This window comes from Rhodopseudomonas palustris (genome assembly GCF_003031265.1).
In the GTDB taxonomy this organism is placed as follows: domain Bacteria; phylum Pseudomonadota; class Alphaproteobacteria; order Rhizobiales; family Xanthobacteraceae; genus Rhodopseudomonas; species Rhodopseudomonas palustris_H.
Window position 1 is genome coordinate 3571230 of the sequence record NZ_CP019966.1, and the last position, 25689, is coordinate 3596918.

Below are 25689 nucleotides of genomic sequence, written 5' to 3' on the forward strand. Positions count from 1 at the left end.
GCAGCGGGCGCTGACGGGGATATTACGCTGCCTCGCCTTCTTCCGCCTTCGGGGCGAGGATCTTCACCGAACCGCCGGCCTTTTCGACCGCGGCGATCGCCGACTTGGTCGCACCGTGCACTTCGATGTTCAGCTTCGCGGTGAGCTCACCGCGGCCGAGCAGACGGACGCCGTCCTTGGCGCGACGCAGAACGCCCGCCTCGACCAGCGCCGCAGCGTCGACCACCTTGCCGGCGTCGATCGCCTTGGCATCGACGGCCTCCTGGAGGCGGTCGAGATTCACTTCGGCGAATTCGAGCGCGAAGATGTTGTTGAAGCCGCGCTTCGGCAGGCGACGATGCAGCGGCATCTGACCGCCTTCGAAGCCCTTGATGCGCACGCCCGAACGCGCGGTCTGGCCCTTGCCGCCACGGCCGCCGGTCTTGCCCTTGCCCGAACCGATGCCGCGGCCGATCCGCATGCGCTTCTTGCGCGAACCGACGTTGTCGGCGATCTCGCTGAGCTTCATCGCCCTGTCTCCTTACTTCTCGTCGACGACGCGGACGAGGTGTTGCACCTTGCCGATCATGCCGCGAACTTCAGGGGTGTCCTGCAGTTCGGCGACGCGGCCGATCTTGTTCAGCTTCAGGCCGATCAGCGTCTCGCGCTGCGAGTGATGGCGCCGAATCGGGCTGCCGATCTGCTCGACCTTGATCATGTTTGCGGCCTTGGCCATCTCGTTCACTCCGATCGCGTCTTGTCAGAAGACCGCGTGATCGCCCTCGATCACGCTGTTATTCGGCCACCACTTCGGCATCGCCACCGACGCGGCGGGCCTGCAGAGTGGAAACCTTGATGTTGCGGCGCGCGGCAACCGAACGCGGCGAGTCGAGGTGCTTCAGCGCGTCGAAGGTGGCGCGAACCATGTTGTAGGGGTTCGACGAACCGACCGACTTCGCGACCACGTCGGCGATGCCGAGGGTCTCGAACACCGCACGCATCGGACCGCCGGCGATGATGCCGGTACCGGCCGGGGCGGCGCGGAGATAGACGCGGCCAGCGCCGTGACGGCCGGCAATGTCGTGATGCAGGGTGCGGCCCTCGCGCAGCGCGACGCGGGTCAGGTTGCGCTTCGCCGACTCGGTGGCCTTGCGGATCGCTTCCGGCACTTCGCGCGCCTTGCCGTGGCCAAAGCCGACCCGGCCCTTCTGATCGCCGACCACGACCAGCGCAGCGAAGCCGAAGCGCTTGCCGCCCTTCACCACCTTCGCCACACGGTTGATGTGGACGAGCTTGTCGACGAACTCGCTGTCGCGCTCCTCGCGCTCCCTGCTCCGTTCGCGTCCGCCGCGTTCGCGTTCAGCTGCCATGGTGTGTTCCAATCCTTGCGAGGCTCGCGCCCCGATCCTGGTATCCGTTCAAACCGAAATTTAGAAGCTCAGGCCGCTCTCGCGGGCCGCATCTGCCAGGGCCTTGACGCGCCCGTGATACAGATAGCCGCCGCGGTCGAACACGACTTCCTTGACGCCCTTCTCCACCGCACGCTCGGCAACCAGCTTGCCGACGGCCTTGGCGGCGTCGATGTTCGCGCCGGTGTTGCCGGCCTCGCGCATCGTCTTCTCCAGCGACGAGGCCGAAGCGAGCGTCTCGCCCTTGGCGTCGTCGATCACCTGGGCATAGATGTGCTTGGACGAGCGAAACACCGACAACCGCGGACGGCCGTTGGCGGTGCGCCGCAGCGCAGTCCGGACCCGGTTGGTGCGCCGGGCATTCGTAACCTTCATCTTCGACATGACCGGCTCCGTTACTTCTTCTTGCCTTCCTTGCGGAAGATGAATTCGTCGGCGTAACGCACGCCCTTACCCTTATACGGCTCCGGCGGACGGTAGTCGCGGATCTCGGCGGCGACCTGACCGACCTTCTGAGAGTCAATGCCGGCGACGTTGATCTCGGTCGGCTTCGGCACCGTGATGGTGATGCCTTCCGGGATGTCGTACAGCACGTCGTGGCTGTAGCCGAGCGCGAGCTGCAGCTTCTTGCCCTGCATCGCCGCGCGATAGCCGACGCCGGTGATCTCGAGCTTCTTCTCGAAGCCCTTGGTGACGCCTTCCACCAGATTCGCGATCTGAGCGCGAGCCGTCCCGTACAGCGCACGGGCACGATTGGTCTCGTGCCGCGGCGCCACCTTGACCGCACCGTCCTCGAACTTCACGTCGACGTCGTCGTGCACGACGAACTGAAGCTGACCTTTCGGCCCCTTCATCTTGACGGTCTGTCCCTCGACGGTCGCCGTCACCCCAGACGGGACCGTGACGGGCTTCTTGCCAACGCGTGACATGGTCGATCCTTCTTAACCCTGCATCATCCGGCGAATTCCCGCCCGGGACGATGCGCCAATTTCCGCTCTTTCGCGCGCCCGGGCCGGACCGTCCGGCCGTTCGCGCTTTCGATTAGAACACCGTGAACAGAACCTCGCCGCCGACATTGGCGTCGCGGGCGTCGTGATCGGCCATGATCCCCTTCGGGGTCGACAGCACCGAGATGCCGAGGCCGTTGTTGACGCGCGGCAAGTTCTTCACCGAGGCGTAAACCCGACGGCCCGGGCGCGACACGCGCTCGATTTCGCGGATCACCGGCTCGCCGTCGAAATACTTCAGCTCGATCTCGAGCTCGCTGCGGCCCGACGGATGCTCGACGGTGGCGTAGCCGCGGATGTAGCCCTCGGACTTCAGCACATCGAGAACGTTGGCGCGCATCTTGGAGCCCGGGGTCGAAACCTTGGACTTGGAGCGCATCTGCGCGTTGCGGATGCGGGTGATGAGATCGCTGATCGGATCGTGCGTAGACATCTGACGACCCTCCCCTTACCAGCTCGACTTCACGAGGCCCGGAACCAGGCCGCGCGAACCGAGATCGCGGATCGCGATACGGCTGAGCTTGTTGAGACGATAGACCGAACGCGGACGGCCGGTGAGGTCGCAGCGGTTACGGATGCGAGTCGCCGACGAGTTTCGCGGCATCTCGGCGAGCTTCAGCGTGGCCGCGAAGCGCTCTTCCATCGGCTTCGACTTGTCGGCGATGATGGCCTTCAGACGCGCGCGCTTCGGCGCAGCGTTCTTGGTCATCTTCTTCCGGCGGTTGTTCTTCTCGATCGCACTCTTCTTTGCCATATCAGGCTCCTGGGTTTCCGCGTTTGAGAGGCTTTTCAGCGTCTCACTGCCGGAACGGGAAATTGAAAGCGGTGAGTAGCGCACGCGCCTCGTCGTCGGTCCGCGCGGTGGTGCACACCGTGATGTCCATGCCCCACGACTCGCCGGTCTTGTCGAAGTCGATTTCGGGGAAAATGATGTGCTCCTTGATGCCGAGCGAATAGTTGCCACGGCCGTCGAAGCTCTTCGGGTTCAGGCCGCGGAAGTCGCGGACGCGCGGCAGCGCGACCGTGATCAGGCGGTCGATGAACTCGTACATCCGCGCCTGGCGCAGCGTCACCTTGCAGCCGATCGGCTGGTTTTCGCGCAGCTTGAAGGTCGAAATCGCGACGCGCGAATAGGTGATGACGGCCTTCTGACCGGCGATCAGCGACAGATCCGCCGCCGCCTGCTCGGCCTTCTTGCGGTCGTTCACCGCCTCGCCCACGCCCATGTTCAGCACGACCTTGTCGAGCTTCGGAACCTGCATGACGTTGGCGTAGCCGAACTTCTCAGTCAGCTGGGTGCGGATGTGGCGGTCGTATTCCGTGCGCAGCCGCGGAACGTAAGCGGTCTCAGCCATCGATCTCTGCTCCCGAACGCTTGGCAACGCGGACCTTCTTGCCGTCCGCGAGAATCTTGAATCCGACGCGGGTCGGCTTGCCGTCCTTGCCGACGATCGCGATGTTCGACAGGTCGATCGGCGCCTCTTTCGAGATGATGCCGCCTTCCTGGGTCTGGGTCTGCTTCTGGTGACGCTTGACCACGTTGATGCCGCGAACCAGCGCCTTGCCGGCGTCCGGACGGACTTCAAACACCTCGCCGGTGCGGCCCTTGTCGCGACCGCTCAGCACGATCACCTTGTCACCCTTACGGATCTTGGCGGCCATCACAGCACCTCCGGCGCCAGCGAAATGATCTTCATGTGGTTCTTCGCACGCAGCTCGCGCGGCACCGGCCCAAAGATACGGGTGCCGATCGGCTCGGACTGATTGTTGATCAGAACGGCGGCGTTGCGGTCGAAACGGATGACGGAGCCGTCGGCGCGGCGGATGTCCTTGCGGACACGGACCACCACGGCCTTCATCACGTCGCCCTTCTTCACCTTGCCCCGCGGAATCGCTTCCTTGATCGAGACCACAATGACGTCACCCACGGTCGCATACCGGCGCTTGGATCCCCCAATCACCTTGATGCACATGACACGGCGTGCGCCTGAATTGTCGGCCACGTCGAGGTTGGTCTGCATCTGAATCATTGATGCACCTCGTCCTCTCTCTGCTGCGCTATTCGCGCGCTAAACTGATGCGCAAATGCGCGCTTAGGCGGTCTTCTTCGGTTCGCCCCGGACGACGGTCCAGCGCTTCAACTTGGAGATCGGCTTGCTCTCTTCGATCCACACCATGTCGCCCGGCTTGAACTGGTTGTTCTCGTCGTGCGCGTGGTAGTTCTTCGAGCGCCGGATGGTCTTCTTGTAGATCGGGTGAGTGAAGCGGCGGTCGACGCGCACCACGATCGTCTTTTCTTGCTTGTCGCTGACGACCACGCCCTGCAGGGTCCTCTTCGGCATGTCTAAAGGTCCTTACTTCGTCTTGCCGGCGCGCTTCTGCGCGGCGATGGTCTTGATGCGAGCGATGTCGCGGCGAGCCTCGCGCAGCCGAGAGGTGTTCTCGAGCTGACCCGTGGCGCGCTGGAAGCGCAGGTTGAAGCGTTCCTTCTTGAGCGACAGAATCGCGTCGTCCATCTGGTCTTCGCTCATCGCACGGATGTCGGCAGTCTTCATCTCAGCCATGAGGATTACTCCGCGATACGCGCGACGAAGCGCGTCTTGATCGGCAGCTTGGCGGCGGCCAGGGTCAGCGCCTCGCGAGCGATCTGCTGGTTGACGCCGTCGATCTCGAACATCACCCGGCCCGGCTTGACGCGCGCGACCCACAATTCCGGCGAACCCTTGCCGGAGCCCATGCGGACTTCGGCCGGCTTCTTCGACACCGGAAGATCGGGGAACACGCGGATCCAGACGCGGCCGGCACGCTTCATGTGACGGGTCAGCGCACGACGGGCGGCTTCGATCTGACGCGCGGTGATCCGCTCCGGCTCCATCGCCTTCAGGCCGAACTGGCCGAAAGCCAGGGTCGCGCCCGAGGACGCAACGCCGTGAATGCGGCCCTTGTGCGCCTTACGGAACTTGGTTCTCTTTGGTTGCATCATGGCTTTACGCCCTCAATTCGAATTCTGCGCGATCAGGCGGCGTCGCGGCGCGGACGGGACGAACCGCCACCATCGCCTTCGGCCATGCGCTTGTCCTGGGCCATCGGATCGTGCTCGAGGATCTCACCCTTGAAGATCCAGACCTTGACGCCGCAGGTGCCGAAGGTCGTGAACGCGGTCGCAACGCCGTAGTCGATGTCGGCGCGCAGGGTGTGCAGCGGCACGCGGCCTTCGCGATACCACTCCATACGGGCGATTTCGGCACCGCCGAGGCGGCCCGAGCAGTTGATCCGGATGCCTTCGGCGCCGAGACGCATCGCAGACTGCACCGCCCGCTTCATCGCGCGGCGGAACGCAACGCGGCGCTCGAGCTGCTGCGCGATCGACTCGGCGACCAGGGTCGCGTCGAGCTCGGGCTTGCGGATTTCGACGATGTTGATCACCACGTCCGAAGAGGTGATGTCGGCAACCTTCTTACGCAGCTTGTCGATGTCGGCGCCCTTCTTGCCGATCACCACGCCGGGACGCGCCGAGTGGATCGTCACGCGGCACTTCTTGTGCGGGCGCTCGATCACGATACGCGCGACCGCCGCCTGCTTCAGTTCCTTGTGCAGGATCTCGCGGATCTTGACGTCCTCGTGCAGCAGCTTGCCGTACTCGTTCTTGCCGGCGAACCAACGGGAATCCCACGTCCGGTTGATACCCAGCCGCAGCCCGATCGGATTGATCTTTTGACCCATCGAAAGTCTCCCGCGCCTTCGCTTAAGCGCTTGCTTCTTCGACCTGACGAACGACGATCGTCAGCTGCGCGAAGGGTTTGAAAATACGACCCGAGCGACCACGGCCGCGCGGGGTGAAACGCTTCATCACGATGCCCTTGCCGACGTGGGCCTCGGAGACGACCAGCGCATCGACGTCGAGGTCGTGATTGTTCTCGGCGTTGGCGATAGCCGATTCGAGGCACTTCTTAACATCGACCGCGATCCGCTTGCGCGAAAACGCGAGGTCGGCGAGAGCCGCCGACGCCTTGCGGCCGCGGATCAGTTGGGCGACCAGGTTGAGCTTCTGCGGAGAGACGCGAAGCATCCTGGCGACAGCCTTCGCCTCGTTATCAGGCAGGCTACGTTCGCGCTTGGGTTTGCTCATCGTCTCGTCCTCAACCCTTCTTCGACTTCTTGTCGCCGGCGTGGCCGTGGAAAGTGCGGGTCGGCGAGAACTCGCCGAACTTGTGACCCACCATTTCCTCGTTCACCGACACCGGGACGTGCTTCTGGCCGTTGTAGACGCCGAAGGTCAGGCCGACGAACTGCGGCAGGATGGTCGAGCGACGGCTCCAGATCTTGATTACGTCGTGACGGCCCGACGCACGCGCGGCATCGGCCTTCTTCAGCAGCGAGGCCTCGACGAACGGGCCCTTCCAGACTGAGCGAACCATGTCCGGCTTCCTTACTTCTTCTTCCGCTTGTGGCGGCTGATGAGGATGAACTTGTCGGTCGACTTGTTCGAACGGGTCTTCTTACCCTTGGTCGGCTTGCCCCACGGGGTGACCGGGTGACGGCCGCCCGAGGTGCGGCCTTCACCGCCGCCGTGCGGGTGGTCGATCGGGTTCATGACGACGCCGCGGTTATGCGGGCGACGGCCGAGCCAGCGCTTGCGACCGGCCTTGCCGATCGAGATGTTCATGTGGTCCGGGTTGGACACCGCACCGATCGCCGCGATGCAGCGGCCGTGAACCAGGCGCTGTTCGCCCGAGTTCATGCGCAGGATCACGTAGTCGTGGTCGCGACCGACGATCTGAGCGTAGGTACCGGCCGAACGGGCCAGCTGGCCGCCCTTGCCGATCTTCAGCTCGACGTTGTGCACGATGGTGCCGATCGGCATGTTGCCCAGCGGCATCACGTTGCCCGGCTTCACGTCGACATAGGCACCCGCGATCACGGTGTCGCCGACCGCCAGACGCTGCGGCGCCAGGATGTAGGCCTGCTCACCGTCCTCGTACTTGATCAGCGCGATGAAGGCGGTGCGGTTCGGATCGTATTCCAGACGCTCGACCTTGGCCGGAACGTCGACCTTGGTGCGCTTGAAATCGACGATGCGGTAGGTCTGCTTGTGACCGCCGCCGCGGAACCGAACGGTGATGCGGCCGGTGTTGTTACGACCGCCGTTCGAGTTCTTGCCTTCGGTCAGCCGCTTGACCGGCTTGCCCTTGTACAGCGCCGAACGATCAACCATCACCAGCTGGCGCTGGCCCGGCGTCGTGGGATTAAAGGTCTTCAATGCCATGGTCGGTCCCGCCTCACAGTCCGGTGGTGACGTCGATGCGGTGGCCCTCTTCCAAGGTCACGACCGCACGCTTGACGTCCGACTGCGTGCCGAAGGTGCCGCGGAAGGCCTTGGTCTTGCCCTTGCGCACCAGCGTGTTCACGCTCTTCACCTTGACGTCGAACAGCTTTTCGACGGCTTCTTTGATTTGCGGCTTGGTCGCGCCGCCCTGCACCTTGAACACGACCTTGTTGTGTTCGGACGCCATCGTGGACTTTTCAGTCACGACCGGCGCAACGATCACGTCGTAATGGCGCGGATCGATGGATTTCATTTGAAGCGCGCCTCCAACGCATCGACCGCCGCCTTGGTCAGCACCAGCTTCTTGCGGCGCAGAATGTCATAGACGTTGATGCCCTGAACCGGCAGCACGTCGATGTTCGGGATGTTGCGGGCCGCCGCGGCGAAACCGTTGTTCACCTCGGCACCGTCGATGATCAGCGCGCTCTCGAGGCCGAGGCCCGAGAAGTGACCGACCAGCGTCTTGGTCTTGGCGGCTTCGAGCTCGGCCTTGTCGAGCACGATCAGACCGCCGCCCTTGGCCTTCGCCGACAGAGCATGACGCAGCGCCAGGATACGCACCTTCTTCGGCAGGTCGATGGCGTGCGAACGCACCACCGGGCCGAAGGCGCGACCGCCGCCACGGAACTGCGGAACCCGCTGCGAACCGTGACGAGCACCGCCGGTGCCCTTCTGCTTGTACATCTTCTTGCCGGTGCGCCAGACTTCGGCGCGGCCCTTGGCCTTGTGGGTGCCGGCCTGCCGCTTCGCGAGCTGCCAGATCACACAACGCTGAATGATGTCGGTGCGCGGCTCCAGACCGAAGATCTCGTCGGAGAGCTGGACCGAACCGGCTTCCTTACCCTCGAGGGTGGTGACTTTCAGTTCCATCTCACGCACCTTCCTGCTCGGCGGCCGGCGCTTCCGCAGCCGCATCGCCATTGGCGAGCCGGAACTTGCCCGGCTTCGGCGCATCCGCCGGCAGCGCCTTCTTCACCGCGTCACGCACGCGGATCCAGCCGCCCTTGGTGCCGGGCACGGCGCCCTCGACCAGGATCAGCCCGCGCTCGACATCGGTCTGCACCACCCGCAGGTTCAGCGTGGTGACGCGATCGACGCCCATGTGGCCCGGCATCTTCTTGTTCTTGAAGGTCTTGCCGGGGTCCTGACGACCACCGGTCGAACCGATCGAGCGATGCGACACCGACACGCCGTGCGTGGCGCGCAGACCGCCGAAGTTCCAGCGCTTCATACCGCCGGCGAAGCCCTTACCGGTCGAAGTGCCGGTGACGTCGACGAACTGGCCGACGACGAAGTGATCGGCCTGGATCTCGGCGCCGACCGGGAGCAGCGAATCCTCGGAAACGCGGAACTCCTCGACCTTACGCTTCGGCTCGACCTTGGCGGCGGCGAACTGGCCGCGCTCGGCCTTCGGCATATACACGGTCTTGCGCGAGCCGGAACCGACTTGCAGCGCCACGTAGCCATTCTTCTCAGTGGTGCGGTGGCCCAACACCTGGCAATTGCCAAGCTTCAGCACGGTCACAGGGATATGCTCGCCGGCCTCTGTAAAGACCCGCGTCATCCCGACCTTCTGTGCGATCACTCCGGAGCGCATCGGCGTGCTTCCTGTTCTTTCTGTCCGTTCGATAACCGGACGTTACAATCTCAGAGCTTGATTTCGACGTCGACGCCGGCGGCCAGGTCGAGCTTCATCAGAGCATCGACGGTCTGCGGGGTCGGGTCGACGATGTCGAGCAGGCGCTTGTGAGTGCGCATCTCGAACTGCTCGCGGCTCTTCTTGTCGACGTGCGGCGAACGGTTGACGGTGAACTTCTCGATCCGGGTCGGCAGCGGGATCGGCCCACGCACCTGCGCACCGGTTCGCTTCGCGGTGTTGACGATCTCACGGGTCGACGTATCGAGAATCCGATGGTCGAACGCCTTGAGGCGAATGCGAATATTCTGGCCGTTCATTGCCGTATTCTTTCTTTCGTGTCGCGAATGGTGAGTAGTGAGCAGCGGACGGACATCCGTCCGCCGCCCTCTATTCGCTATTCCCCGCTTACTCGATGATCGCGGCGACGACGCCGGCGCCCACCGTGCGGCCGCCTTCGCGGATGGCGAAGCGCAGCTTTTCTTCCATCGCGATCGGCACGATCAGGTGCACTTCCATCGCGATGTTGTCGCCCGGCATCACCATCTCGGTGCCTTCCGGCAGGTGCACCACACCGGTCACGTCGGTGGTGCGGAAGTAGAACTGCGGACGGTAGTTGGTGAAGAACGGGGTGTGGCGGCCGCCCTCTTCCTTGGTCAGAATGTAGGCTTCGGCCTTGAACTTGGTGTGCGGCTTCACCGAACCCGGCTTGCACAGCACCTGGCCACGCTCGACGTCTTCACGCTTGGTGCCGCGCAGCAGCGCGCCGATGTTGTCGCCCGCCTGGCCCTGATCGAGCAGCTTGCGGAACATTTCGACGCCGGTGCAGGTGGTCTTCTGCGTGTCGCGGATGCCGACGATTTCGATTTCGTCGCCGACCTTCAGAATGCCGCGCTCGACACGGCCGGTCACCACGGTGCCGCGGCCCGAGATCGAGAACACGTCTTCCACCGGCATCAGGAACGGCTGGTCGATCGGACGCTCCGGCTGCGGGATGTAGGCGTCGACCTGGCGCATCAGCTCCAGGATCGCGTCGTGACCCAGCTTCGGATCCGAGTTCTCCAGCGCGGCGAGAGCCGAGCCCTTGACGATCGGAATGTCGTCGCCCGGGAAGTCGTACTTCGACAGAAGCTCGCGCACTTCCATCTCGACCAGCTCGAGCAGTTCCGGATCGTCGACCATGTCGCACTTGTTCAGGAACACCACCAGCGCCGGCACGCCGACCTGACGGGCCAGCAGGATGTGCTCGCGGGTCTGCGGCATCGGGCCGTCGGCCGCCGACACCACCAGGATCGCGCCGTCCATCTGCGCCGCACCGGTGATCATGTTCTTCACGTAGTCGGCGTGGCCGGGGCAGTCGACGTGCGCGTAGTGACGGTTCTGCGTCTCGTACTCGACGTGCGCGGTCGAAATCGTGATGCCGCGCGCCTTCTCTTCAGGCGCCTTGTCGATCTGGTCATAGGCCGTGAACGTCGCACCGCCCGTCTCCGCCAGAACCTTGGTGATCGCCGCAGTCAGCGACGTCTTGCCATGGTCGACGTGACCGATCGTCCCGATGTTGCAATGCGGCTTCGTACGTTCAAACTTTGCTTTGGCCATTGCTCTCTCCGTTCAGTCGCGGCTTACACCTGCGACAATCAGGCAAACTTCTTCTGGACTTCAGCCGACACGTTGGCCGGCGCTTCCGCGTAGTGGTCGAACTGCATGGTGAAGTTCGCCCGGCCCTGGCTCATCGAGCGCAGGTTGTTGACGTAGCCGAACATGTTCATCAGCGGCACCATCGCGTTGATCACGTTGGCATTGCCGCGCATGTCCTGACCCTGGATCTGGCCACGCCGCGAGTTCAGGTCGCCGATGACCGAACCGGTGTAGTCTTCCGGGGTCACAACTTCGACCTTCATGATCGGCTCGAGGAGAACCGACTTGCCCTTCTGCAGCGCTTCGCGGAACGCGGCACGAGAGGCGATTTCGAAGGCCAGCGCCGACGAGTCGACGTCGTGGTACTTACCGTCGACCAGCGTCACCTTGACGTCGACCACCGGGAAGCCCGCGACCACGCCCGAAGACAGCACGCTCTCGATGCCCTTTTCGACACCCGGGATGTACTCCTTCGGCACCGCACCACCGACGATCTTCGACTCGAAGATGTAACCGGCGCCCGGCTCGGTCGGCTCGACGACGAAGCTCACCGCAGCGAACTGACCGGTACCACCGGTCTGCTTCTTGTGGGTGTAGTCGACTTCGGCCTTCTTGGTGATGCGCTCACGGAACGCCACCTGCGGCGCACCGATGTTGGCGTCCACCTTGTAGGTACGCTTCAGGATGTCGACCTTGATGTCGAGATGGAGTTCGCCCATGCCCTTGAGGATGGTCTGGCCGGACTCCTGATCGGTCGACACCCGGAACGACGGATCTTCCGCCGCCAGCTTCGCCAGCGCGACGCCGAGCTTTTCCTGGTCGGCCTTCGACTTCGGCTCGATCGCGATCTCGATCACCGGCTCCGGGAATTCCATCTTTTCGAGGATCACCGGGTTGGCGGGATCGCACAGCGTGTCACCGGTGCGAGCTTCCTTGAGGCCGGCCAGCGCGACGATGTCGCCGGCATAGGCCTCCTTGATGTCTTCGCGGTTGTTGGCGTGCATCAGCAGCATGCGGCCGATGCGCTCCTTCTTCTCGCGGGTCGAGTTCACCACGCCGGTGCCGCTCTGCAGGATGCCCGAGTAGATGCGGCAGAAGGTGATGGTGCCGACGAACGGGTCGTCCATGATCTTGAACGCAAGCAGAGCCAGCGGCTCCTTGTCGTCCGCCTTGCGCACGACTTCGTTGCCCTTGTCGTCGGTGCCCTTGATCGCCGGCACGTCGATCGGCGACGGCAGGTAGTCGACCACGGCGTCGAGCAGCGGCTGCACGCCCTTGTTCTTGAACGCAGAGCCGCACAGCACCGGATAGAACGCGCCGGTCAGCACCGCCTTGCGGATCAGGCGCTTGAGGGTCGCCTCGTCCGGCTCGTTGCCTTCGAGATACGCAGACATCGCGTCGTCGTCGAGCTCGACGGCGGCTTCGATCATCTTCTCGCGATATTCCTTGGCCTGGTCGAGCAGCTCGGCCGGGATCTCGGCGTCTTCGAACTTCGCGCCCAGCGACTCGTCGTTCCAGACCACAGCCTTCATGCGGACCAGATCGATCACGCCCTTGAAGTTGCTCTCCGAACCGATCGGCAGCTGGATCGCCACCGGCTTGGCGCCGAGGCGGTCGATGATGTCCTGCAGGCACTTGAAGAAGTCAGCGCCGGTCTTGTCCATCTTGTTGGCGAAGACGATACGCGGAACCTTGTACTTGTCGCCCTGACGCCACACGGTCTCGGTCTGCGGCTCGACGCCCTGGTTGGAGTCGAGAACGCACACGGCACCGTCGAGCACGCGCAGCGAACGCTCGACTTCAATGGTGAAGTCGACGTGGCCGGGAGTGTCGATGATGTTCAGACGCTTGCCGTTCCAGAACGCGGTCGTGGCGGCCGACGTAATGGTGATGCCGCGCTCCTGCTCCTGCTCCATCCAGTCCATCGTCGCGGCACCTTCGTGCACTTCGCCGATTTTGTGGCTCTTGCCGGTGTAATAGAGGATGCGCTCGGTCGTCGTGGTCTTGCCGGCATCAATGTGGGCCATGATGCCGAAGTTGCGGTAGTCCTCGATGGCGTGAACGCGGGGCATAGCGTCTTCCTTGATTCCGTTGCTTCGCCGTTACCAGCGATAGTGCGAGAACGCGCGGTTGGCTTCCGCCATCTTGTGCACGTCTTCACGCTTCTTCACCGCGTTGCCACGGTTGTTCGACGCATCGAGCAGTTCAGCCGACAGCCGCTCGGTCATGGTCTTTTCGTTGCGGCCGCGGGCGGCGGCGATCAGCCAGCGAATGCCCAGAGCCTGACGACGGGTCGAACGAACTTCGACCGGGACCTGGTAGGTCGCACCACCGACGCGGCGGGAGCGGACCTCGATGGTCGGCATCACGTTGTCGAGCGCCTGCTCGAACACACCGAGCGGTGGCTGCTTGGTCTTGGCTTCGATCAGGTCGAACGCACCGTAAACGATGCTTTCGGCGACCGACTTCTTGCCGGCGTACATCACCGAGTTCATGAACTTGGTGACAATGATGTTCCCGAACTTCGGATCGGGAAGAACTTCGCGCTTCTCGGCGGCGTGACGACGGGACATGGATGCTCTCCCCGCTTACTTCGGACGCTTCGCGCCGTACTTCGAACGGCGCTGCTTACGGTTCTTGACGCCCTGGGTATCGAGGACGCCGCGGAGGATGTGGTAGCGCACGCCCGGCAAGTCCTTGACGCGGCCGCCGCGGATCATGACCACCGAGTGCTCCTGCAGGTTGTGGCCCTCACCCGGAATGTAACCGATGACCTCGAAGCCATTGGTCAGGCGCACCTTGGCGACCTTACGCAGCGCCGAGTTCGGCTTCTTCGGCGTCGTGGTGTAGACGCGGGTGCACACGCCGCGCTTCTGCGGCGATTGCTGCAGCGCCGGAACCTTCTTGCGCGACTTCTGCACCACGCGCGGATTTGCGATCAGCTGGTTGATCGTCGGCATCTTCGCCTTCACCCTCAAGCTTCGCGCGAAACCGGTCAGTCGGTTTCGCAAATTCGTTCGGAGCTACCCGCTCCAGCGGCCGCCCTGCTCGATCGAACCAATCGTCCGATCACGCAAAGCGAAATCGCGCCAGCCACCCATCGCTGAGCGGAAAGCGCTTCCACGCAACAGAGGACCGCAGCAAAGACCGGGCAGCTTTCCGCTGACCGGTTCCTACCGAGGTCATACTTCCAAAACCGTCCTTGCCGAGAAAGAACTCGAAAGAACGCTTAATGTCCTGGCATTGCCTGGCTTATGTCGACAGCGTTTGAGCGTCTTGGGTCGAGGGTGGTGCCCGTAAGTCCTTGAAAGGACGGCCCGGGTTGTCCGTTCCGACGTTGGCGACGCTCACCGCCTGTCTTGAAGTGGGCGGGTTGTATCGGCGGACCTATCCTAAGTCAAGGCAAAACCGCTGCCAGATGACGGTTCGGCGACGACTTTCTACTACCTCTCCGACCGTCATGAAACGCCGATGAAATGGGGCGTTGTGGCGTCCCGCTTGGCGCGCGATCGAGCTCCAATTTCGGCCTCGACGACCGGCTCGCGGGACGCGGATCGGCACCTCGCGGGACCCGATTCATAGAATCGTGAGCAATCGGAAGAGCGATTCCGTACCGACTCGGCGACGGATTCGCGCTCCCTTGGCGTCTCGATTCGAGACAGCCGCCCCCGCTCAGGCTTCCGGTCCACATGGCGGTATTTTAGTAGCGACCTGCCATGCCGCTGAGATTACTGATCGGCGAGCCAGCTCGCCGGGAGCGTCGCGGGGCGGGACGATCCACAGACCGGCCGCCGCTCCGGATTGCCGGCAGCGGCGGCGCTATGGCTAAGTGGCCGCCGGGGCGCCGTGTCGGCCGGCCGCGGGATGCGTGGAAACAAATGGCGGGTTCGGGGCGAAATCGGTCACTGCCGCACTCTTGGCGCCGGGTGGCAGCGATCGCGATCGCCGCCGCCGCGCTGCAGTTCCTCGGCGGCCCGGCCTTCGCGGCCGACGACGATGACGACGACGAGACGCCGGCGCAGACCTACCCCAATATTTACCTCGACTTCCGCACCACCTACGGGCGCACCCCGGCCGGCACGCTCTCGATCGGCTTTTCGAACCCGACCATCGCCGTGCTGTCCCGCCTGCGCGAGCTGGCGGCGCTGCCGCCGCTGCAGGCACCGACGCTGCCGGCGAGCCAGAGCGTGGAGCTCGACGTACCGCTGACGATCGACGTCAACGACCGCGTCTCGCTGTACGGCGGCTTCAGCACCACCACCAGCAACAGCGGCGCCGGCTGGAGCTCGGTCGACATCACCAGCTGGAACGTCGGCGTCCAGGCCGACATCTATCGCCAGGACGGCGGCTCGCTGCCGACCCTGACGCTGCAGACCACCCTCACCCGCTCGGTGCCGAGCGGACCGCTGGCCACCACATCGCTCAACACCATCCTGGAGGCGTCCTACGCGTTCGACGCCGACGAGACCCGCGGCGTCCTCGCCGGCGTCCAGTTCACCACCACAGCGATCGACGCCGACCGCGCCGCGATCCATCCGAACACGGTCGGCTGGCTCGGCGGCTACTATCAGTGGGACAACAACTGGAAGCTCACCGGGCGCGCCGGCCTACAGTCATTCGGCGGCGCCGAGCTGCTGCGCTTCACCCCGATCGATGCCTTCACCCAGCCGATCCTGCGGATCGACCTCGACAAGCTCGACGACAACGACAACCGCCTGTTCGGCATCACCGCGCAGGTGTCATGGACACCGAAGCCTGCGTATCAGCTCACGGTGAGGACGCCGCTGTATCTGACAAAGAACTGAAGCGGCACACGTCGTCGAGCAAGCGCAAGCAGACAGGACGCGGCAGCTGCCGCCCAGCCTCGAAGCCCGCACGCCGGATCATGCCTCTCACGCCCGCCACCGCAGTAATCTGAGGGCGTTCGCGGTGACCAGCACCGTGGCGCCGGTGTCGGCAAGAATCGCCATCCACAACGTCGTCACGCCGAGCAGGCTGGTAGCGAGAAACACCGCTTTCAGCCCGAGCGCGATCGAGATGTTCTGCCAGATATTGCCGAGCGTGGCCTGCGACAGCGCGATCAGTTCCGCGACGCCATGGGCGCGATCATTCAGCAGCGCCGCGTCGGCGGTCTCCAGCGCCACGTCGGTTCCTCCGCCCATGGCGATGCCGACGGACGCGGCCGCGAGCGCCGGCGCATCATTGATGCCGTCGCCGACCATCGCGACGGGAGACACTTCCTTCAGGCGACTAATCTCTGCGAGCTTGGCGTCGGGCAGCAGCTCCGCACGCGCTTCCATGCCGAGCTGTCCGGCGATGGCCTGCGCGGTTCGTGCGTTGTCGCCGGTCAACATCACCACCGCGATGCCTTTGGACGTCAGTTGCCGCAAAGCTCCTGCCGCATCCGGGCGCGGCTCGTCGCGCACCGCAATCGCTCCCTCGCAGGTGTTTCCAGAGATGAGGACCACGACCGTCTTGCCCTCACGCTCGAGGTCCGAGATCGTCGTCGCAAGCTCCGGCGGGATCGTAGTCCGTTCGGCGGCAAAGCGCGGAGATCCGACGAAGGCGAAGCCGTCTTTCAGACGCGCGGAAATCGCCTTGCCCGGCACCGCCTGGCTCCCGCCGAACACGACGGGCAGCTGCAAGGCACGTGCCTTCGCGGCGCGGACGATCGCCTGCCCGATCGGATGACTGGTGTTGCCTTCGACCGCCGCGGCGCGCGCGAGCACCGCGTCGTCCTGCTGACCGATGACAGAAACAACGTCGGTCACCTGAGGCTGCCCCAGCGTCAGCGTACCGGTCTTGTCGAAGGCGACGGTCTTCACCTTGCCGAGCGTTTCCAGCACCGCGCCGCCCTTGATCAGCAGCCCTTTGCGAGCCCCCACCGCAAGTCCGGACGCAATCGCGGCCGGGGTCGAAATCACCAGGGCGCATGGACACGCGATCAGCAGCGTGGCCAGGCCGCGATAGATCCAGGTCGCCCAATCCTCGCCGAAGCCGAGCGGCGGCACGATGATGACCAGGAACGCCAGCAGCATTGCGGCTGGCGTGTACCACCGGCTGAGCCGATCGATCATCCGTTCCGTCGGCGCTTTGCTCTCCTGCGCTTGTTCGACGAGGTGAATGATGCGCGCGATGGTGTTGTCGGCCGCCGCATTCGTCGTCTCGATGCGCAGCTCGCCGTTGGCATTGATGCTACCGGCATAGACGTGATCACCGACCGCCTTGGCGACCGGCACGGACTCGCCGGTGATCGGCGCTTCGTTCACGTCGGAATGGCCGTCGAGGACTTTGCCGTCTGACGGGATACGGTCGCCGGGACGCACCACCACGACATCGCCGATCATCAGGTCGGCGGCCGGAATTTCCTCGACCTGGTCCGAGCCGTCGCGCAGCCGTCTCGCGGTGCGTGGCACGACGTCGGTCAGCGCTTCAATGCCCGCTCGTGCACGCCCCGCCGCGAATGTCTCCAGCCATTCGCCAACGTTGAACAGAACGATGACCACGGCCGCTTCCTCGGCCTCACCGATCACGACCGCGCCGATCGCCGCAACGGTCATCAGCGTTTCGATGCTGAAAGGCGATCCCGAACGTGCGCCGATCAAGGCCCGGCGTGCGATTGGGATCAGACAGATCGCAGCCGCTGCGGAATAGAGCCATCGCTCGTAGGCCGGAAACAAATGCGACAAGGCGAACGCCAGAGCGAAAACCGCCGCTGCGATCATGACGGTTTGCAGCTTCGCATCCTGCCACCACGGCAGTCGTTTCCGCTCGGCCCGGATGCTGCTGGGCGACGGCGCAATTGCCTGCGGTCGATAACCGAGCGAGCGCAGCTCCTCGTCGATGGTGCTCGGCGAGATTCTGTCCTGATCGAACCGAAGCGCCAAGGTGGCAGCCGAATAGCTGACGCGGACATCCGCGACACCCGGCAGCCGCTGCATCGCCGTTTCGATCTTGAGCGCGCAGGAGGCGCAATCCATGCCCTCTACGCGAGTTTTGTAGGCGTTGGTCGCCATAGCGTCACCTCGACAAAGCGTTGTGACACCCCATATGCACCCTGTAGCAGCTACAGGGTCAAGACATGCAGACGGACCATCTCGCAATCGGCGATCTCGGGCGTCAGACCGACACCAAGGTCGAAACCATCCGGTATTACGAGCGGATCGGATTGCTGTCGGCCCCCGCGCGCACGCCGGGCAACTACCGCGCCTACACGACCGAGCATCTCAACCGTCTGAGCTTCATCCGACGCGCCCGCGATCTCGGCTTTTCACTCGATCAGATCCGCGCGTTGCTCGATCTGTCTGACGACCGCACCCGCTCCTGCGATGCCATCGACGCCATCGCCAAGCAGCATCTGGCCGAAGTCGATCGCAAGATCGCCGACCTCAAGGCCCTGCGCCACGAGCTCGACCACATGATCACCCAATGCAGCTGCGGAACGGTCGCCGACTGCCGCATCATCGAGGCGCTGTCTCCGTAAGGCCCGCCGCGCTGCCGGCGCAGCAGAACGGCCCCCTCTCCTACGCCACTGCCAACTCGCTCCGCCGCTGCGGGAACGGCCTAAAGGTCGCCAGGATCAGCATCGCGGCGAGGCCCATGCCGCAGGAGGCGACATACATCGGCGCGTAGCTGCCGTAGGCATCGTAGATCAGCCCGCCCAGCACGGGGCCGGTCGACATGCCGAGGCTGCCGGCCATCGCGGTGCCGCCGACGATGGTGCCCATCATCCGCAGCGGAAAGTTCTCGCGGATGATCACGGCGTAGAGCGGCATGGTGCCGGCGTAGATGAAGCCGACCGCGACGGCGACCGCATAGAAGCCGCCGAGCCCGCCAACGAAGGCGTAGGCCAACACGCCGAACGCCTGCGCGAGCAGGCCGATCACGAGCACGCGCTGCGCGCCGAAGCGATCGCCGGCGAGGCCGAAGCCGAGCCGACCGAACATGCCGGACAGCCCCTCGACGCTGTAGATCGAGGTCGCGGCGATCATCGGAATGCCGCAGGTCACAGCGTAGCTGACGGTGTGGAAGATCGGGCCGGAATGGGTCGCGCAGCAGAAGAAATTCGCTAGCATCAGCGTGACGAATTGCGGCGACCGCACCGCCTGCTTGAGTGTCATGTCGTCCGGCGCATCGGCGGAAGTAACCTCGGCGCCGCCCATTGCTAGCGCCGGCGGCCGCCGCACCAGCAGCGCTGCGGGGATCATCAGCGCGGCTGTGATCGCCGCGATGATCAGCATCGCGCCGCGCCAATCGTGGATCGTCACCAGCCATGCCGCCAGCGGCGCCATCGTCAGCGGCGCCATCCCCATGCCGGCGGAGACCAGTGACACCGCAAGGCCCCGCCCGGTGTCGAACCAGCCGGTGACGCAGGCCATCATGGGCGCGAACACCGCGGCTGTCGCAGCACCGACCAGCACGCCGAACAGCAACTGCAATTCGATCAGCGAACCGGCCCGGCTGGCGAGCGCGAGGCTGGCGGCGAGCACCGCCGAGCCGGTCAGCACCACGGGGCGCGGGCCGAACCTGTCCGACAGATTGCCCCACAGCATGCTGGCGGCGGCCATCGCCAGGAAGCCGATGGTCATCGCGGTCGAGATACCGGTGACCGACCAGCCGGTGTCCTGCGACATCGGCCGGATCAGCACCGGCAGCGAGAACATCGCGCCGGCGGCAACGCAGCCGAGCACGCCGCCGGCCGCAACGATCACCCAACGATAGGATTGGTTCATGGCTGTTTCCGTGTTGTGCGAGCGTTTCCCGCGTCATTCCTTGCCGCATCGTTGCGAGGAGTGAAGCGACGAAGCCATCCAGCTCGGTGCACGAAGTTGGTTGGCTTCGCTTCGCTCGCAATGACGTTGAAAGGCTTGCGCTAGAGGCGTGAGTCTCCCGTGCTTCAAGGACGAAACACTCCTGCTGCAGCCGACATCGGACCGGCATTTTTTCGCCGGGTCCGCGGCGCCTTCAGGTCTGCGCGGGTTGGGTATTGATCATCCACGGGATGCCGAAGCGGTCGATCAGCGAGCCGAACCCGGGCGACCAGAACGTCTCGGCGAATGGCATCATCGGTTTGCCGCCTTCGGACAATTGCTCGTACCAGCGCTGCGCCTGAGCCTTGTCCTGGGTGTGCAGCGTGACATCGAATCCGTTCTTCGGCTTGTCGATGTTGGAGGCCCAACCGACGTCCATGTCGGCGCCCATCAGCGCCTGATCGCCGACTTCGAGCCAGCAATGCATCAGCCAGGTTTTGTACTTCGGATCGGTGATCGGCATGTCCGGAGGCCCATCGCCGTATGGAATGGCCGCGGTGATCTTACCGCCCAGAACCTTGGCGTAGAACTCGAACGCGTCGCGGCACTGCCCCTGAAAGCTCAGGCTGGTCACGATCTTCATGCGGTGGTCCTCCCTGATCGACGTGGCGCGATGAATGCCGCGCTGGCTTAAGGCCCGCGCAGCCCGCCGGTGGCGGCGCTTGATCCCGTCGATTTAGGTTGATATCAACGTATATCGTCCTTCCGTTGTCAAGAGCCGTTCGCAAATGCGCTCCCCGGCCGAACCGAGTTTCGAAACCACGCTGCTGGTGCGCGATAGCTGCCTGTGCCTGCACGCCCAACGGGCCGCGCGGGCGCTGGCGCGGCGGTTCGACCTCGCGCTGAAGCCGGCCGGGCTCACCAGCGGTCAGTTCTCGCTGCTGATGTCGCTGAACCGTCCGCAGCCTGCCCCACTCGGCGGCGTCGCTGCGCTGCTGGCGATGGACCGCACCACGCTCACGGCGAACTTGAAGCCACTGGAGCGGCGCAATCTGCTCGAAGTGCTGATTGATCCGGCGGACCGGCGCGCGCGGCTGTTGCGGCTAACGCCTACGGGGCGGAAGACGCTGGCCGCGGCAGTGCCGATCTGGCGCAAGCTGCATGCGGAGATCGAAGCCGATCTCGCCGATGCCGACCGCCTGCGCGCCGAGCTGAACGTGCTCGGCCGCCTCGCCGATTGAGGCGGTCTGGCTCTTCAAAATTGGACTGATATCGACGGCGACTAAGTCCAGGCGATCAAGCCCGGCACAAGACGGCGTCCCGCGGGCGGGCCGCCCGCTCCTCACTCGTCGTCGTCATCCTCATCGTCGTCATCATCGCCGGCGCCGTGGCGTTCCTGGTCGTCCCACAGCTTGCGATACACACCATTCTTGGCGAGCAGCTCCTTGTGCGAGCCGCGCTCGATCGCCTGCCCGCCGGAAACGACGACGATCTCGTCCATGTCGACCACCGAGGTCAGGCGGTGGGTCGAGAAGATCATGGTGCGGCCGCGCGCCAGCTTCATCAGCGTCTTGTTGATCGCCGCCTCGGTGGTCTGGTCGAGCGCCGAAGTCGCCTCGTCGAGCAGCAGCACCGAGGGATCGCGGACAACCGCGCGGGCGATCGCGATGCGCTGGCGCTGGCCGCCGGACAGCGTGTCGCCGCGCTCGCCGACCACGGTGTCGTACTTCTGCGGCAGGCTCATGATGAAGCGGTGGATCTCCGCCTTCTTGGCGGCCTGCTCGACCTCGGCGTCGGTCGCGCCTTCCTTTCCGAGCCGGATGTTGTCGCGGATCGACATGTTGAACAGCATGTTCTCCTGGAACACCACGGCCATGCTCCGGCGCAGCGAATCCAGCGTGACGTTGCGGATGTCGACGCCGTCGACTGAGACCCGGCCTTCGGTCGGGTCGTACAGCCGCAGCACCATGTTGAGCAGCGTGCTCTTGCCCGAGCCGCTCGGGCCGACGATCGCGATGGTCTTGCCGGCCTTCAGCTTCAGGCTGAGATTGTCGATCACCGGCTGCTCGGCGCCCTCATAGGCGAACGACACCCGCTCGAACGCGATGTTGTCGACGATGCGCGGCATCTCGGCAGCGCCCGGCTTGTCGGCGATCGGGGTCTTCTCGTCGAGCAGCTCCTGCATGTGGCGCACCGCGGCGGCCGCCTGGATCGACACCGGGATGAACTGCATCAGATGGGCGATGTTGTACGACACCTCCCAGAATGCACTCTCGAAGGTGACGAAGGTGCCGACGGTGATCTGACCGGTGGTCGCCAGATAGGCGCCGAGCGCCAGCACCATCAAATGCAGCATCAGCACCGCGACGGTGACGCTGCGTTCGACCATCGAGGTCAGGAAGGTGGCCTGCGCCATCTTCTGCCGCGTCGCCTGATTGCGCAGCGAGAAGAAGCCGAACATCTTGCGCTGCAGGCTGAACGCCTTGACGACCGCCTGCGCGCCGACGTTCTCCTGCACCAGGCCGAGCAGTCCGGCCTCCTGCACCTTCTGCTCGTAGTTCGCCTGCACCGCCTTCGGCGTCAGGATGCGCGGCCCGATCAGCGTGATCGGGAAGATCAAGAGCGCCAACACTGCGAGCTGCCAGTTCAGGAACAGCATCAGGACGACGCCGGCGACCAATTCGAGGAACGGCAGCAGCGCAGTGTTGGCGAGGATTTCGACCACCCGCGAGAACGCCGCCATGTCGATCGAGAACCGCGACAGGATCTCGCCGCGCTTGGTGCGGGCGAAATACCCGGCCGGCAGGCGCTGGACGTGTTCGAACAGCCGGGTGCGGACGTCGGAGATCACCGCCGCGGACAGCCGCGCATCCCAGCGCTCGTACCACACCGCGATGATCGAGGTGATGACGCCGGCGACGCCGAGGATCGACAGGATCTTGTAGAGTTCGTGGAAGTCCTCCTCGCCGAGCGCGTCGTCGATCAGGAACTTCAGGCTGAGCGGCATGATGACGTTGAACAGCGTTTCGACGACCACGCCGAACACCACGAACGCCAGCATCTTCTTGTAGTTGGCAACGACCGGCCGGATGAAGCCGGCGACCGTCGCGAATGCGCCGGCGGCCTCGCGCGCGGTGAAGACGACGAGTTCCTCGTCCTCATCGTCGTCGTCGTCATCCTCCTCGTCGTCGTCCTCATCGTCCTCGTCGCCGTCGTCCGCGGCGGCTTTGGCGCCGGCCGCGGGAGCGGCCGGGACCTTGTCGGCGATCAGCTGCTTCACCGGGGGCTTGGTGGTCGGCACCACCGGCGCTGCGGCGCCGACCGGAAGCGCGAACTTCTCGTCGAGCGGCGAAGCCGGGGCGGCGGTGCCTTCACTGCCCGGCGCAGGACTGCCGGTGGCGGCATCGGCCGGCGGCGTGACGGCGGACTTGTCGCCTGGCGGAGAGTCCGGGGTGACGGGAGGATTGGGCTTACGCGCCATGAATTGAAAACCGCTAGGTGGCCGGACCGCACGACTACAATAAGCGACGCCGTGACTCGTTCAAAGCCACGGCGCCGGATCTGCTGAAGCGAACGCGAGCCGTCCGCGACGACCTTGGCTCAGTCGTCGTCACCCTCGTCGTCGACCTTGTCGAAGAACGAATAGCGCAGGCTGTCGGCGTCGCTGTACCACTGGCCCGGGCCCCTGCCCGCCTTCACCGCCAGCTCCCACAGCGCGTCGCCGCAATCGTTGCGATGCACCGACAGGTCGAAGCCGTTGTTGAAGAACAGCTCCGACCATTCCCACCAGGTGCCGAGCTTCTTGACGCCGCGCAGCAGGTCGTAGCGGTCGATCACGCCCGGATCCATGTCGCTGGTGACCGAGCCGAAGATCACGCCGGTGCGCGCAACGCGGTGCAGCTCGCGGATCGCCTTGACGACGCGGTTCTCGGCGAGGTGGCACAGGCTGGTTTCGAACACGAAGTCGAACTCTTCGTCTTCGAAAGGCAGTTCGGCGACCGAACCGAGCTTGTTGTAAGGCTTCAGCGCCTCCGGCGTCTTGCCGTGGACGTAGCGGTTGTTCTCGACGCCGTAAGCATCGATGCCGCGCTCGCGCAGCGCGCCAACCAGCTCGCCGCTGGCAGAGCCCGCGACCAGCAGCTTGTAGCCGCCCGGCTTGTCCCACACCGTCTTGATGGTCTGGATCAGATAGTCCGGATCGGTGAACCGGCTCCAGACCTCGCGATACGGGCCCTGGTTGCGATAGTTCTCGAAATAGTCGCGGTCGATCTTGTCGGAGACCGGCTTGCCGTCCTGGGCGCGGGCACGGCGCAGCTTCATCGTTTCGGTGACGATGATGTCGGTGGCGGCGTCCGAAGAGTCGAGCAGACCGTTCAGCGTCGAGTCGAACAGATAGTCACCGACGATGACGAAGCCCGGATGGTTCTTCGGCTCGGGGCGATGGTTGGTCATGACGTCGCGCACCGGCAGGCCGCCGGGGATGCAGTTCACCGACGACAGCCAGCGGTGGGTCTTGCCTTCGAGGAAATGCCCGCGGACGTCGCCGAGCTCGGCCGGCAGCGACTTCAGCGCCAGCTCGATCAGCTCCTTGTCGGTCAGGTTCGAGAACGCCAGCGCGTCCGAACCGGCGATCAGGAAGTTGAGCACGCCGTATTTGCCGACGTCGTGGCGCGAGCCTTCGTTGTAGACGCAGCAGCCGCCGAACGCTTCTGACATGAACCACGAGCCCGGGATCTTGTCGCCCCAGAACGGGGAATCGAACAGCATCGAGATCCGCAGGTAGTGCGCCGGGCGATCGAAATAGGCGACGTGCTTGACCATCGCCTTGCGCAGCTGCTCGTTGCCCCAGCTCAGCGTGGCGAGCCAGTTGTGCGGCAGGCACATCAGCACGAGATCGAAGTCGCGCGTCTCCGGCCCCTTGCCGTTCATCATGTTCAGCTCATAGCGGCCGCTCTCGGTCTTGCCGACCTTGAGGACGCGATGATTGAACTGGATGTCGGCGTCGATCTCCGAGCGCAGGCACTCGATCAGCTGCTCGTTGCCATTCTGGATCGAATACAGGCCGATATAGCCGTCGATATCCATCACGAAGTTCTTGAGCGCGTTGAGGCCGTTGGTGTTGTGGCTCTCGGTGGCGATGTCGGACTTCGCCATCACCTTGAAGAAGCGCTTGGCGGTGGAGTCCTCGACTTCCTTGTCGAGCAGCTGCTCGCAATTGGTCCAGGCCCAGGGATGTTCGTTGTCGTGCGCGCCGACGCCTTCGTAATACTGGGTCGGCGTCATCTGCTCGGTGCACTTCTTGCGAAACGCGACGATCGCCTCGGCGGTCTTGTCGCCGTACTTCTTGCGCATGCCCGGCACGTCGTTGAGCAGCTCGCCGTCGAGCTGCACCTGCTCGGCATCCATCGGGATGGTCTGCAGGCCGAAGTGCTGCACCAGTTCCCGCAGCGGATCCGGGCCGGTCATCGAGTAATCGTAGAGTTCGGCGACGCCGGCCTCGTACATCGCCGGCGCGGTCTCGAATTTCTGGGTGACGATCTTGCCGCCGAGCCGATCGGAGGCCTCGAAGATGGTGACCTTGCACAGGCCCCCGAGCTTTCGTTTGAGATACCAGGCGCTCATCAGACCGCCCGGGCCGCCACCTACGATTGCAAGGTCAAACATGGTGCTCTTTCAACATCCCGCGGCATCGATCGCCACGCAGCGTGTCTCTGCTCCGCGCCATCGGTCGAGGCGTGATTCTCCGAGAAAATCAGCGTGACTTCAGCGACTTGGGGCTGGTTTTGACGGCGAAACGGCGCCCCTGTGCCGGATTCCCGTCGTTCGGCATACAGCAAGGCGCCTTTCACCTGAAGGGAAGATGAACAACCCGTAAGGTGGCGGCAAAAGGCCCGGAATGCGGCCCAGATATGAGAAAGGCCGGCACAAGGCCGGCCCTTCCCAG

General features: G+C 64.4%; 33 protein-coding genes. 3 read left to right on the top strand and 30 right to left on the bottom strand.

The window, feature by feature from the left end:
* Positions 1–22: 22 nt before the first annotated feature.
* From rplO to rpsL, 25 genes are all read right to left on the bottom strand, one after another.
* The gene (gene rplO, locus RPPS3_RS16630; protein WP_107345073.1) at positions 23–508 is read right to left on the bottom strand and encodes a 50S ribosomal protein L15; all 486 of its coding nucleotides are present in this window, start codon (positions 506–508) and stop codon (positions 23–25) included.
* Positions 509–520: 12 nt separating this feature from the next.
* Complete coding sequence (gene rpmD, locus RPPS3_RS16635) at positions 521–715, bottom strand: 50S ribosomal protein L30 (protein ID WP_011158777.1); 195 nt, start codon at positions 713–715, stop codon at positions 521–523.
* A 58-nt stretch (positions 716–773) separates the two neighbouring features.
* On the bottom strand, positions 774–1349 hold the full coding sequence (rpsE, locus tag RPPS3_RS16640) for a 30S ribosomal protein S5 (protein WP_011158778.1): 576 nt from the start codon (positions 1347–1349) through the stop codon (positions 774–776).
* 60 nt (positions 1350–1409) lie between these two features.
* Positions 1410–1772 (bottom strand): 50S ribosomal protein L18, encoded by a 363-nt coding sequence (rplR, locus tag RPPS3_RS16645; protein WP_107345074.1) that lies wholly within the window; start codon positions 1770–1772, stop codon positions 1410–1412.
* A gap of 11 nt (positions 1773–1783) precedes the next feature.
* On the bottom strand, positions 1784–2317 hold the full coding sequence (rplF, locus tag RPPS3_RS16650) for a 50S ribosomal protein L6 (protein ID WP_107345075.1): 534 nt from the start codon (positions 2315–2317) through the stop codon (positions 1784–1786).
* Positions 2318–2429: 112 nt separating this feature from the next.
* Complete coding sequence (gene rpsH / locus RPPS3_RS16655; RefSeq protein WP_107345076.1) at positions 2430–2828, bottom strand: 30S ribosomal protein S8; 399 nt, start codon at positions 2826–2828, stop codon at positions 2430–2432.
* 15 nt (positions 2829–2843) lie between these two features.
* Positions 2844–3149: a 30S ribosomal protein S14 gene (gene rpsN, locus RPPS3_RS16660; RefSeq protein ID WP_012496648.1), complete on the bottom strand. Its 306-nt coding sequence runs from the start codon at positions 3147–3149 to the stop codon at positions 2844–2846.
* A 43-nt stretch (positions 3150–3192) separates the two neighbouring features.
* On the bottom strand, positions 3193–3750 hold the full coding sequence (gene rplE, locus RPPS3_RS16665) for a 50S ribosomal protein L5 (RefSeq protein WP_011158783.1): 558 nt from the start codon (positions 3748–3750) through the stop codon (positions 3193–3195).
* The gene (rplX, locus tag RPPS3_RS16670) at positions 3743–4057 is read right to left on the bottom strand and encodes a 50S ribosomal protein L24 (RefSeq protein WP_011158784.1); all 315 of its coding nucleotides are present in this window, start codon (positions 4055–4057) and stop codon (positions 3743–3745) included. Before rplX ends, rplE begins: the two co-directional genes overlap by 8 nt.
* Entirely contained in the window at positions 4057–4425 is a 369-nt protein-coding gene (rplN, locus tag RPPS3_RS16675; protein WP_011158785.1) for a 50S ribosomal protein L14, read from the bottom strand. Before rplN ends, rplX begins: the two co-directional genes overlap by 1 nt.
* Positions 4426–4488: 63 nt before the next feature.
* Entirely contained in the window at positions 4489–4737 is a 249-nt protein-coding gene (gene rpsQ / locus RPPS3_RS16680) for a 30S ribosomal protein S17 (RefSeq protein WP_013501923.1), read from the bottom strand.
* 12 nt (positions 4738–4749) lie between these two features.
* Entirely contained in the window at positions 4750–4959 is a 210-nt protein-coding gene (gene rpmC / locus RPPS3_RS16685; RefSeq protein WP_011158787.1) for a 50S ribosomal protein L29, read from the bottom strand.
* A gap of 5 nt (positions 4960–4964) precedes the next feature.
* On the bottom strand, positions 4965–5378 hold the full coding sequence (gene rplP, locus RPPS3_RS16690; RefSeq protein WP_011158788.1) for a 50S ribosomal protein L16: 414 nt from the start codon (positions 5376–5378) through the stop codon (positions 4965–4967).
* A 32-nt stretch (positions 5379–5410) separates the two neighbouring features.
* On the bottom strand, positions 5411–6118 hold the full coding sequence (gene rpsC / locus RPPS3_RS16695) for a 30S ribosomal protein S3 (RefSeq protein WP_011158789.1): 708 nt from the start codon (positions 6116–6118) through the stop codon (positions 5411–5413).
* Between the two features lie 22 nt (positions 6119–6140).
* Complete coding sequence (rplV, locus tag RPPS3_RS16700; protein ID WP_011158790.1) at positions 6141–6524, bottom strand: 50S ribosomal protein L22; 384 nt, start codon at positions 6522–6524, stop codon at positions 6141–6143.
* 10 nt (positions 6525–6534) lie between these two features.
* Positions 6535–6813, bottom strand: coding sequence for a 30S ribosomal protein S19 (rpsS, locus tag RPPS3_RS16705; protein WP_011158791.1), 279 nt, complete (start codon positions 6811–6813; stop codon positions 6535–6537).
* An 11-nt stretch (positions 6814–6824) separates the two neighbouring features.
* Positions 6825–7661: a 50S ribosomal protein L2 gene (gene rplB, locus RPPS3_RS16710; protein ID WP_107345077.1), complete on the bottom strand. Its 837-nt coding sequence runs from the start codon at positions 7659–7661 to the stop codon at positions 6825–6827.
* A gap of 13 nt (positions 7662–7674) precedes the next feature.
* Positions 7675–7974 carry a 50S ribosomal protein L23 gene (locus tag RPPS3_RS16715; protein WP_011158793.1) on the bottom strand — a complete coding sequence of 100 codons (300 nt, stop codon included), beginning with the start codon at positions 7972–7974 and terminating at the stop codon, positions 7675–7677.
* Positions 7971–8591 carry a 50S ribosomal protein L4 gene (rplD, locus tag RPPS3_RS16720; RefSeq protein WP_107346648.1) on the bottom strand — a complete coding sequence of 207 codons (621 nt, stop codon included), beginning with the start codon at positions 8589–8591 and terminating at the stop codon, positions 7971–7973. The genes RPPS3_RS16715 and rplD overlap by 4 nt, the downstream gene beginning before the upstream one ends.
* A gap of 1 nt (position 8592) precedes the next feature.
* The gene (rplC, locus tag RPPS3_RS16725) at positions 8593–9318 is read right to left on the bottom strand and encodes a 50S ribosomal protein L3 (protein ID WP_107345078.1); all 726 of its coding nucleotides are present in this window, start codon (positions 9316–9318) and stop codon (positions 8593–8595) included.
* Positions 9319–9368: 50 nt separating this feature from the next.
* Positions 9369–9677: a 30S ribosomal protein S10 gene (gene rpsJ / locus RPPS3_RS16730; RefSeq protein WP_002712302.1), complete on the bottom strand. Its 309-nt coding sequence runs from the start codon at positions 9675–9677 to the stop codon at positions 9369–9371.
* Between the two features lie 88 nt (positions 9678–9765).
* A complete protein-coding gene (tuf, locus tag RPPS3_RS16735) occupies positions 9766–10956 on the bottom strand; it encodes an elongation factor Tu (protein ID WP_107345079.1) in 1191 nt (396 codons plus the stop codon).
* Between the two features lie 38 nt (positions 10957–10994).
* Positions 10995–13067 carry an elongation factor G gene (fusA, locus tag RPPS3_RS16740; protein WP_107345080.1) on the bottom strand — a complete coding sequence of 691 codons (2073 nt, stop codon included), beginning with the start codon at positions 13065–13067 and terminating at the stop codon, positions 10995–10997.
* A 30-nt stretch (positions 13068–13097) separates the two neighbouring features.
* Positions 13098–13568 carry a 30S ribosomal protein S7 gene (rpsG, locus tag RPPS3_RS16745; protein WP_107345081.1) on the bottom strand — a complete coding sequence of 157 codons (471 nt, stop codon included), beginning with the start codon at positions 13566–13568 and terminating at the stop codon, positions 13098–13100.
* 15 nt (positions 13569–13583) lie between these two features.
* Positions 13584–13955 carry a 30S ribosomal protein S12 gene (gene rpsL / locus RPPS3_RS16750; RefSeq protein WP_008969396.1) on the bottom strand — a complete coding sequence of 124 codons (372 nt, stop codon included), beginning with the start codon at positions 13953–13955 and terminating at the stop codon, positions 13584–13586.
* A 918-nt stretch (positions 13956–14873) separates the two neighbouring features.
* Between rpsL and RPPS3_RS16755 the strand changes: the two genes are divergently transcribed.
* On the top strand, positions 14874–15800 hold the full coding sequence (locus RPPS3_RS16755) for a hypothetical protein (RefSeq protein WP_234819970.1): 927 nt from the start codon (positions 14874–14876) through the stop codon (positions 15798–15800).
* 87 nt (positions 15801–15887) lie between these two features.
* Here RPPS3_RS16755 and RPPS3_RS16760 read toward each other — a convergent pair whose 3' ends face one another.
* Positions 15888–18011 carry a heavy metal translocating P-type ATPase gene (locus RPPS3_RS16760; RefSeq protein ID WP_107345083.1) on the bottom strand — a complete coding sequence of 708 codons (2124 nt, stop codon included), beginning with the start codon at positions 18009–18011 and terminating at the stop codon, positions 15888–15890.
* Between the two features lie 65 nt (positions 18012–18076).
* Between RPPS3_RS16760 and RPPS3_RS16765 the strand changes: the two genes are divergently transcribed.
* Positions 18077–18478, top strand: a complete 402-nt coding sequence (locus tag RPPS3_RS16765; protein WP_107345084.1) for a MerR family transcriptional regulator — start codon at positions 18077–18079, stop codon at positions 18476–18478.
* Between the two features lie 40 nt (positions 18479–18518).
* Here the strand turns inward: RPPS3_RS16765 and RPPS3_RS16770 are convergent, their stop codons facing one another.
* Positions 18519–19727, bottom strand: coding sequence for an MFS transporter (locus RPPS3_RS16770; RefSeq protein ID WP_107345085.1), 1209 nt, complete (start codon positions 19725–19727; stop codon positions 18519–18521).
* A gap of 232 nt (positions 19728–19959) precedes the next feature.
* Positions 19960–20388, bottom strand: coding sequence for a VOC family protein (locus tag RPPS3_RS16775; RefSeq protein WP_107345086.1), 429 nt, complete (start codon positions 20386–20388; stop codon positions 19960–19962).
* A gap of 145 nt (positions 20389–20533) precedes the next feature.
* On the opposite strand from RPPS3_RS16775, the gene RPPS3_RS16780 reads away from it, so the two are divergent.
* Positions 20534–20986, top strand: coding sequence for a MarR family winged helix-turn-helix transcriptional regulator (locus RPPS3_RS16780; RefSeq protein ID WP_107345087.1), 453 nt, complete (start codon positions 20534–20536; stop codon positions 20984–20986).
* 101 nt (positions 20987–21087) lie between these two features.
* Here the strand turns inward: RPPS3_RS16780 and RPPS3_RS16785 are convergent, their stop codons facing one another.
* Together RPPS3_RS16785 and RPPS3_RS16790 are read right to left on the bottom strand one after the other, a co-directional pair.
* Positions 21088–23226: an ABC transporter ATP-binding protein gene (locus RPPS3_RS16785; protein ID WP_107345088.1), complete on the bottom strand. Its 2139-nt coding sequence runs from the start codon at positions 23224–23226 to the stop codon at positions 21088–21090.
* Positions 23227–23345: 119 nt separating this feature from the next.
* Positions 23346–25409 (bottom strand): FAD-dependent oxidoreductase, encoded by a 2064-nt coding sequence (locus tag RPPS3_RS16790; protein WP_107345089.1) that lies wholly within the window; start codon positions 25407–25409, stop codon positions 23346–23348.
* Between the last annotated feature and the right edge of the window lie 280 nt (positions 25410–25689).

Coding starts and splice junctions, on each gene's coding strand:
- RPPS3_RS16760 (WP_107345083.1), bottom strand. CDS start 18,011: ATGGCGACCAACGCCTACAAAACTCGCGTAGAGGGCATGGATTGCGCC.
- rpsQ (WP_013501923.1), bottom strand. CDS start 4,737: ATGCCGAAGAGGACCCTGCAGGGCGTGGTCGTCAGCGACAAGCAAGAA.
- rplF (WP_107345075.1), bottom strand. CDS start 2,317: ATGTCACGCGTTGGCAAGAAGCCCGTCACGGTCCCGTCTGGGGTGACG.
- RPPS3_RS16765 (WP_107345084.1), top strand. CDS start 18,077: ATGCAGACGGACCATCTCGCAATCGGCGATCTCGGGCGTCAGACCGAC.
- RPPS3_RS16785 (WP_107345088.1), bottom strand. CDS start 23,226: ATGGCGCGTAAGCCCAATCCTCCCGTCACCCCGGACTCTCCGCCAGGC.
- rpsC (WP_011158789.1), bottom strand. CDS start 6,118: ATGGGTCAAAAGATCAATCCGATCGGGCTGCGGCTGGGTATCAACCGG.
- rpsN (WP_012496648.1), bottom strand. CDS start 3,149: ATGGCAAAGAAGAGTGCGATCGAGAAGAACAACCGCCGGAAGAAGATG.
- rpsJ (WP_002712302.1), bottom strand. CDS start 9,677: ATGAACGGCCAGAATATTCGCATTCGCCTCAAGGCGTTCGACCATCGG.
- rplC (WP_107345078.1), bottom strand. CDS start 9,318: ATGCGCTCCGGAGTGATCGCACAGAAGGTCGGGATGACGCGGGTCTTT.
- rplX (WP_011158784.1), bottom strand. CDS start 4,057: ATGGCCGCCAAGATCCGTAAGGGTGACAAGGTGATCGTGCTGAGCGGT.
- RPPS3_RS16790 (WP_107345089.1), bottom strand. CDS start 25,409: ATGTTTGACCTTGCAATCGTAGGTGGCGGCCCGGGCGGTCTGATGAGC.
- rpmD (WP_011158777.1), bottom strand. CDS start 715: ATGGCCAAGGCCGCAAACATGATCAAGGTCGAGCAGATCGGCAGCCCG.
- rpsH (WP_107345076.1), bottom strand. CDS start 2,828: ATGTCTACGCACGATCCGATCAGCGATCTCATCACCCGCATCCGCAAC.
- RPPS3_RS16780 (WP_107345087.1), top strand. CDS start 20,534: ATGCGCTCCCCGGCCGAACCGAGTTTCGAAACCACGCTGCTGGTGCGC.
- rplO (WP_107345073.1), bottom strand. CDS start 508: ATGAAGCTCAGCGAGATCGCCGACAACGTCGGTTCGCGCAAGAAGCGC.
- rpsS (WP_011158791.1), bottom strand. CDS start 6,813: ATGGTTCGCTCAGTCTGGAAGGGCCCGTTCGTCGAGGCCTCGCTGCTG.
- RPPS3_RS16715 (WP_011158793.1), bottom strand. CDS start 7,974: ATGAAATCCATCGATCCGCGCCATTACGACGTGATCGTTGCGCCGGTC.
- rpmC (WP_011158787.1), bottom strand. CDS start 4,959: ATGGCTGAGATGAAGACTGCCGACATCCGTGCGATGAGCGAAGACCAG.
- rplN (WP_011158785.1), bottom strand. CDS start 4,425: ATGATTCAGATGCAGACCAACCTCGACGTGGCCGACAATTCAGGCGCA.
- rplE (WP_011158783.1), bottom strand. CDS start 3,750: ATGGCTGAGACCGCTTACGTTCCGCGGCTGCGCACGGAATACGACCGC.
- RPPS3_RS16770 (WP_107345085.1), bottom strand. CDS start 19,727: ATGAACCAATCCTATCGTTGGGTGATCGTTGCGGCCGGCGGCGTGCTC.
- RPPS3_RS16755 (WP_234819970.1), top strand. CDS start 14,874: ATGGCGGGTTCGGGGCGAAATCGGTCACTGCCGCACTCTTGGCGCCGG.
- rpsE (WP_011158778.1), bottom strand. CDS start 1,349: ATGGCAGCTGAACGCGAACGCGGCGGACGCGAACGGAGCAGGGAGCGC.
- rplV (WP_011158790.1), bottom strand. CDS start 6,524: ATGAGCAAACCCAAGCGCGAACGTAGCCTGCCTGATAACGAGGCGAAG.
- rplD (WP_107346648.1), bottom strand. CDS start 8,591: ATGGAACTGAAAGTCACCACCCTCGAGGGTAAGGAAGCCGGTTCGGTC.
- RPPS3_RS16775 (WP_107345086.1), bottom strand. CDS start 20,388: ATGAAGATCGTGACCAGCCTGAGCTTTCAGGGGCAGTGCCGCGACGCG.
- rpsG (WP_107345081.1), bottom strand. CDS start 13,568: ATGTCCCGTCGTCACGCCGCCGAGAAGCGCGAAGTTCTTCCCGATCCG.
- tuf (WP_107345079.1), bottom strand. CDS start 10,956: ATGGCCAAAGCAAAGTTTGAACGTACGAAGCCGCATTGCAACATCGGG.
- rplB (WP_107345077.1), bottom strand. CDS start 7,661: ATGGCATTGAAGACCTTTAATCCCACGACGCCGGGCCAGCGCCAGCTG.
- fusA (WP_107345080.1), bottom strand. CDS start 13,067: ATGCCCCGCGTTCACGCCATCGAGGACTACCGCAACTTCGGCATCATG.
- rpsL (WP_008969396.1), bottom strand. CDS start 13,955: ATGCCGACGATCAACCAGCTGATCGCAAATCCGCGCGTGGTGCAGAAG.
- rplR (WP_107345074.1), bottom strand. CDS start 1,772: ATGTCGAAGATGAAGGTTACGAATGCCCGGCGCACCAACCGGGTCCGG.
- rplP (WP_011158788.1), bottom strand. CDS start 5,378: ATGATGCAACCAAAGAGAACCAAGTTCCGTAAGGCGCACAAGGGCCGC.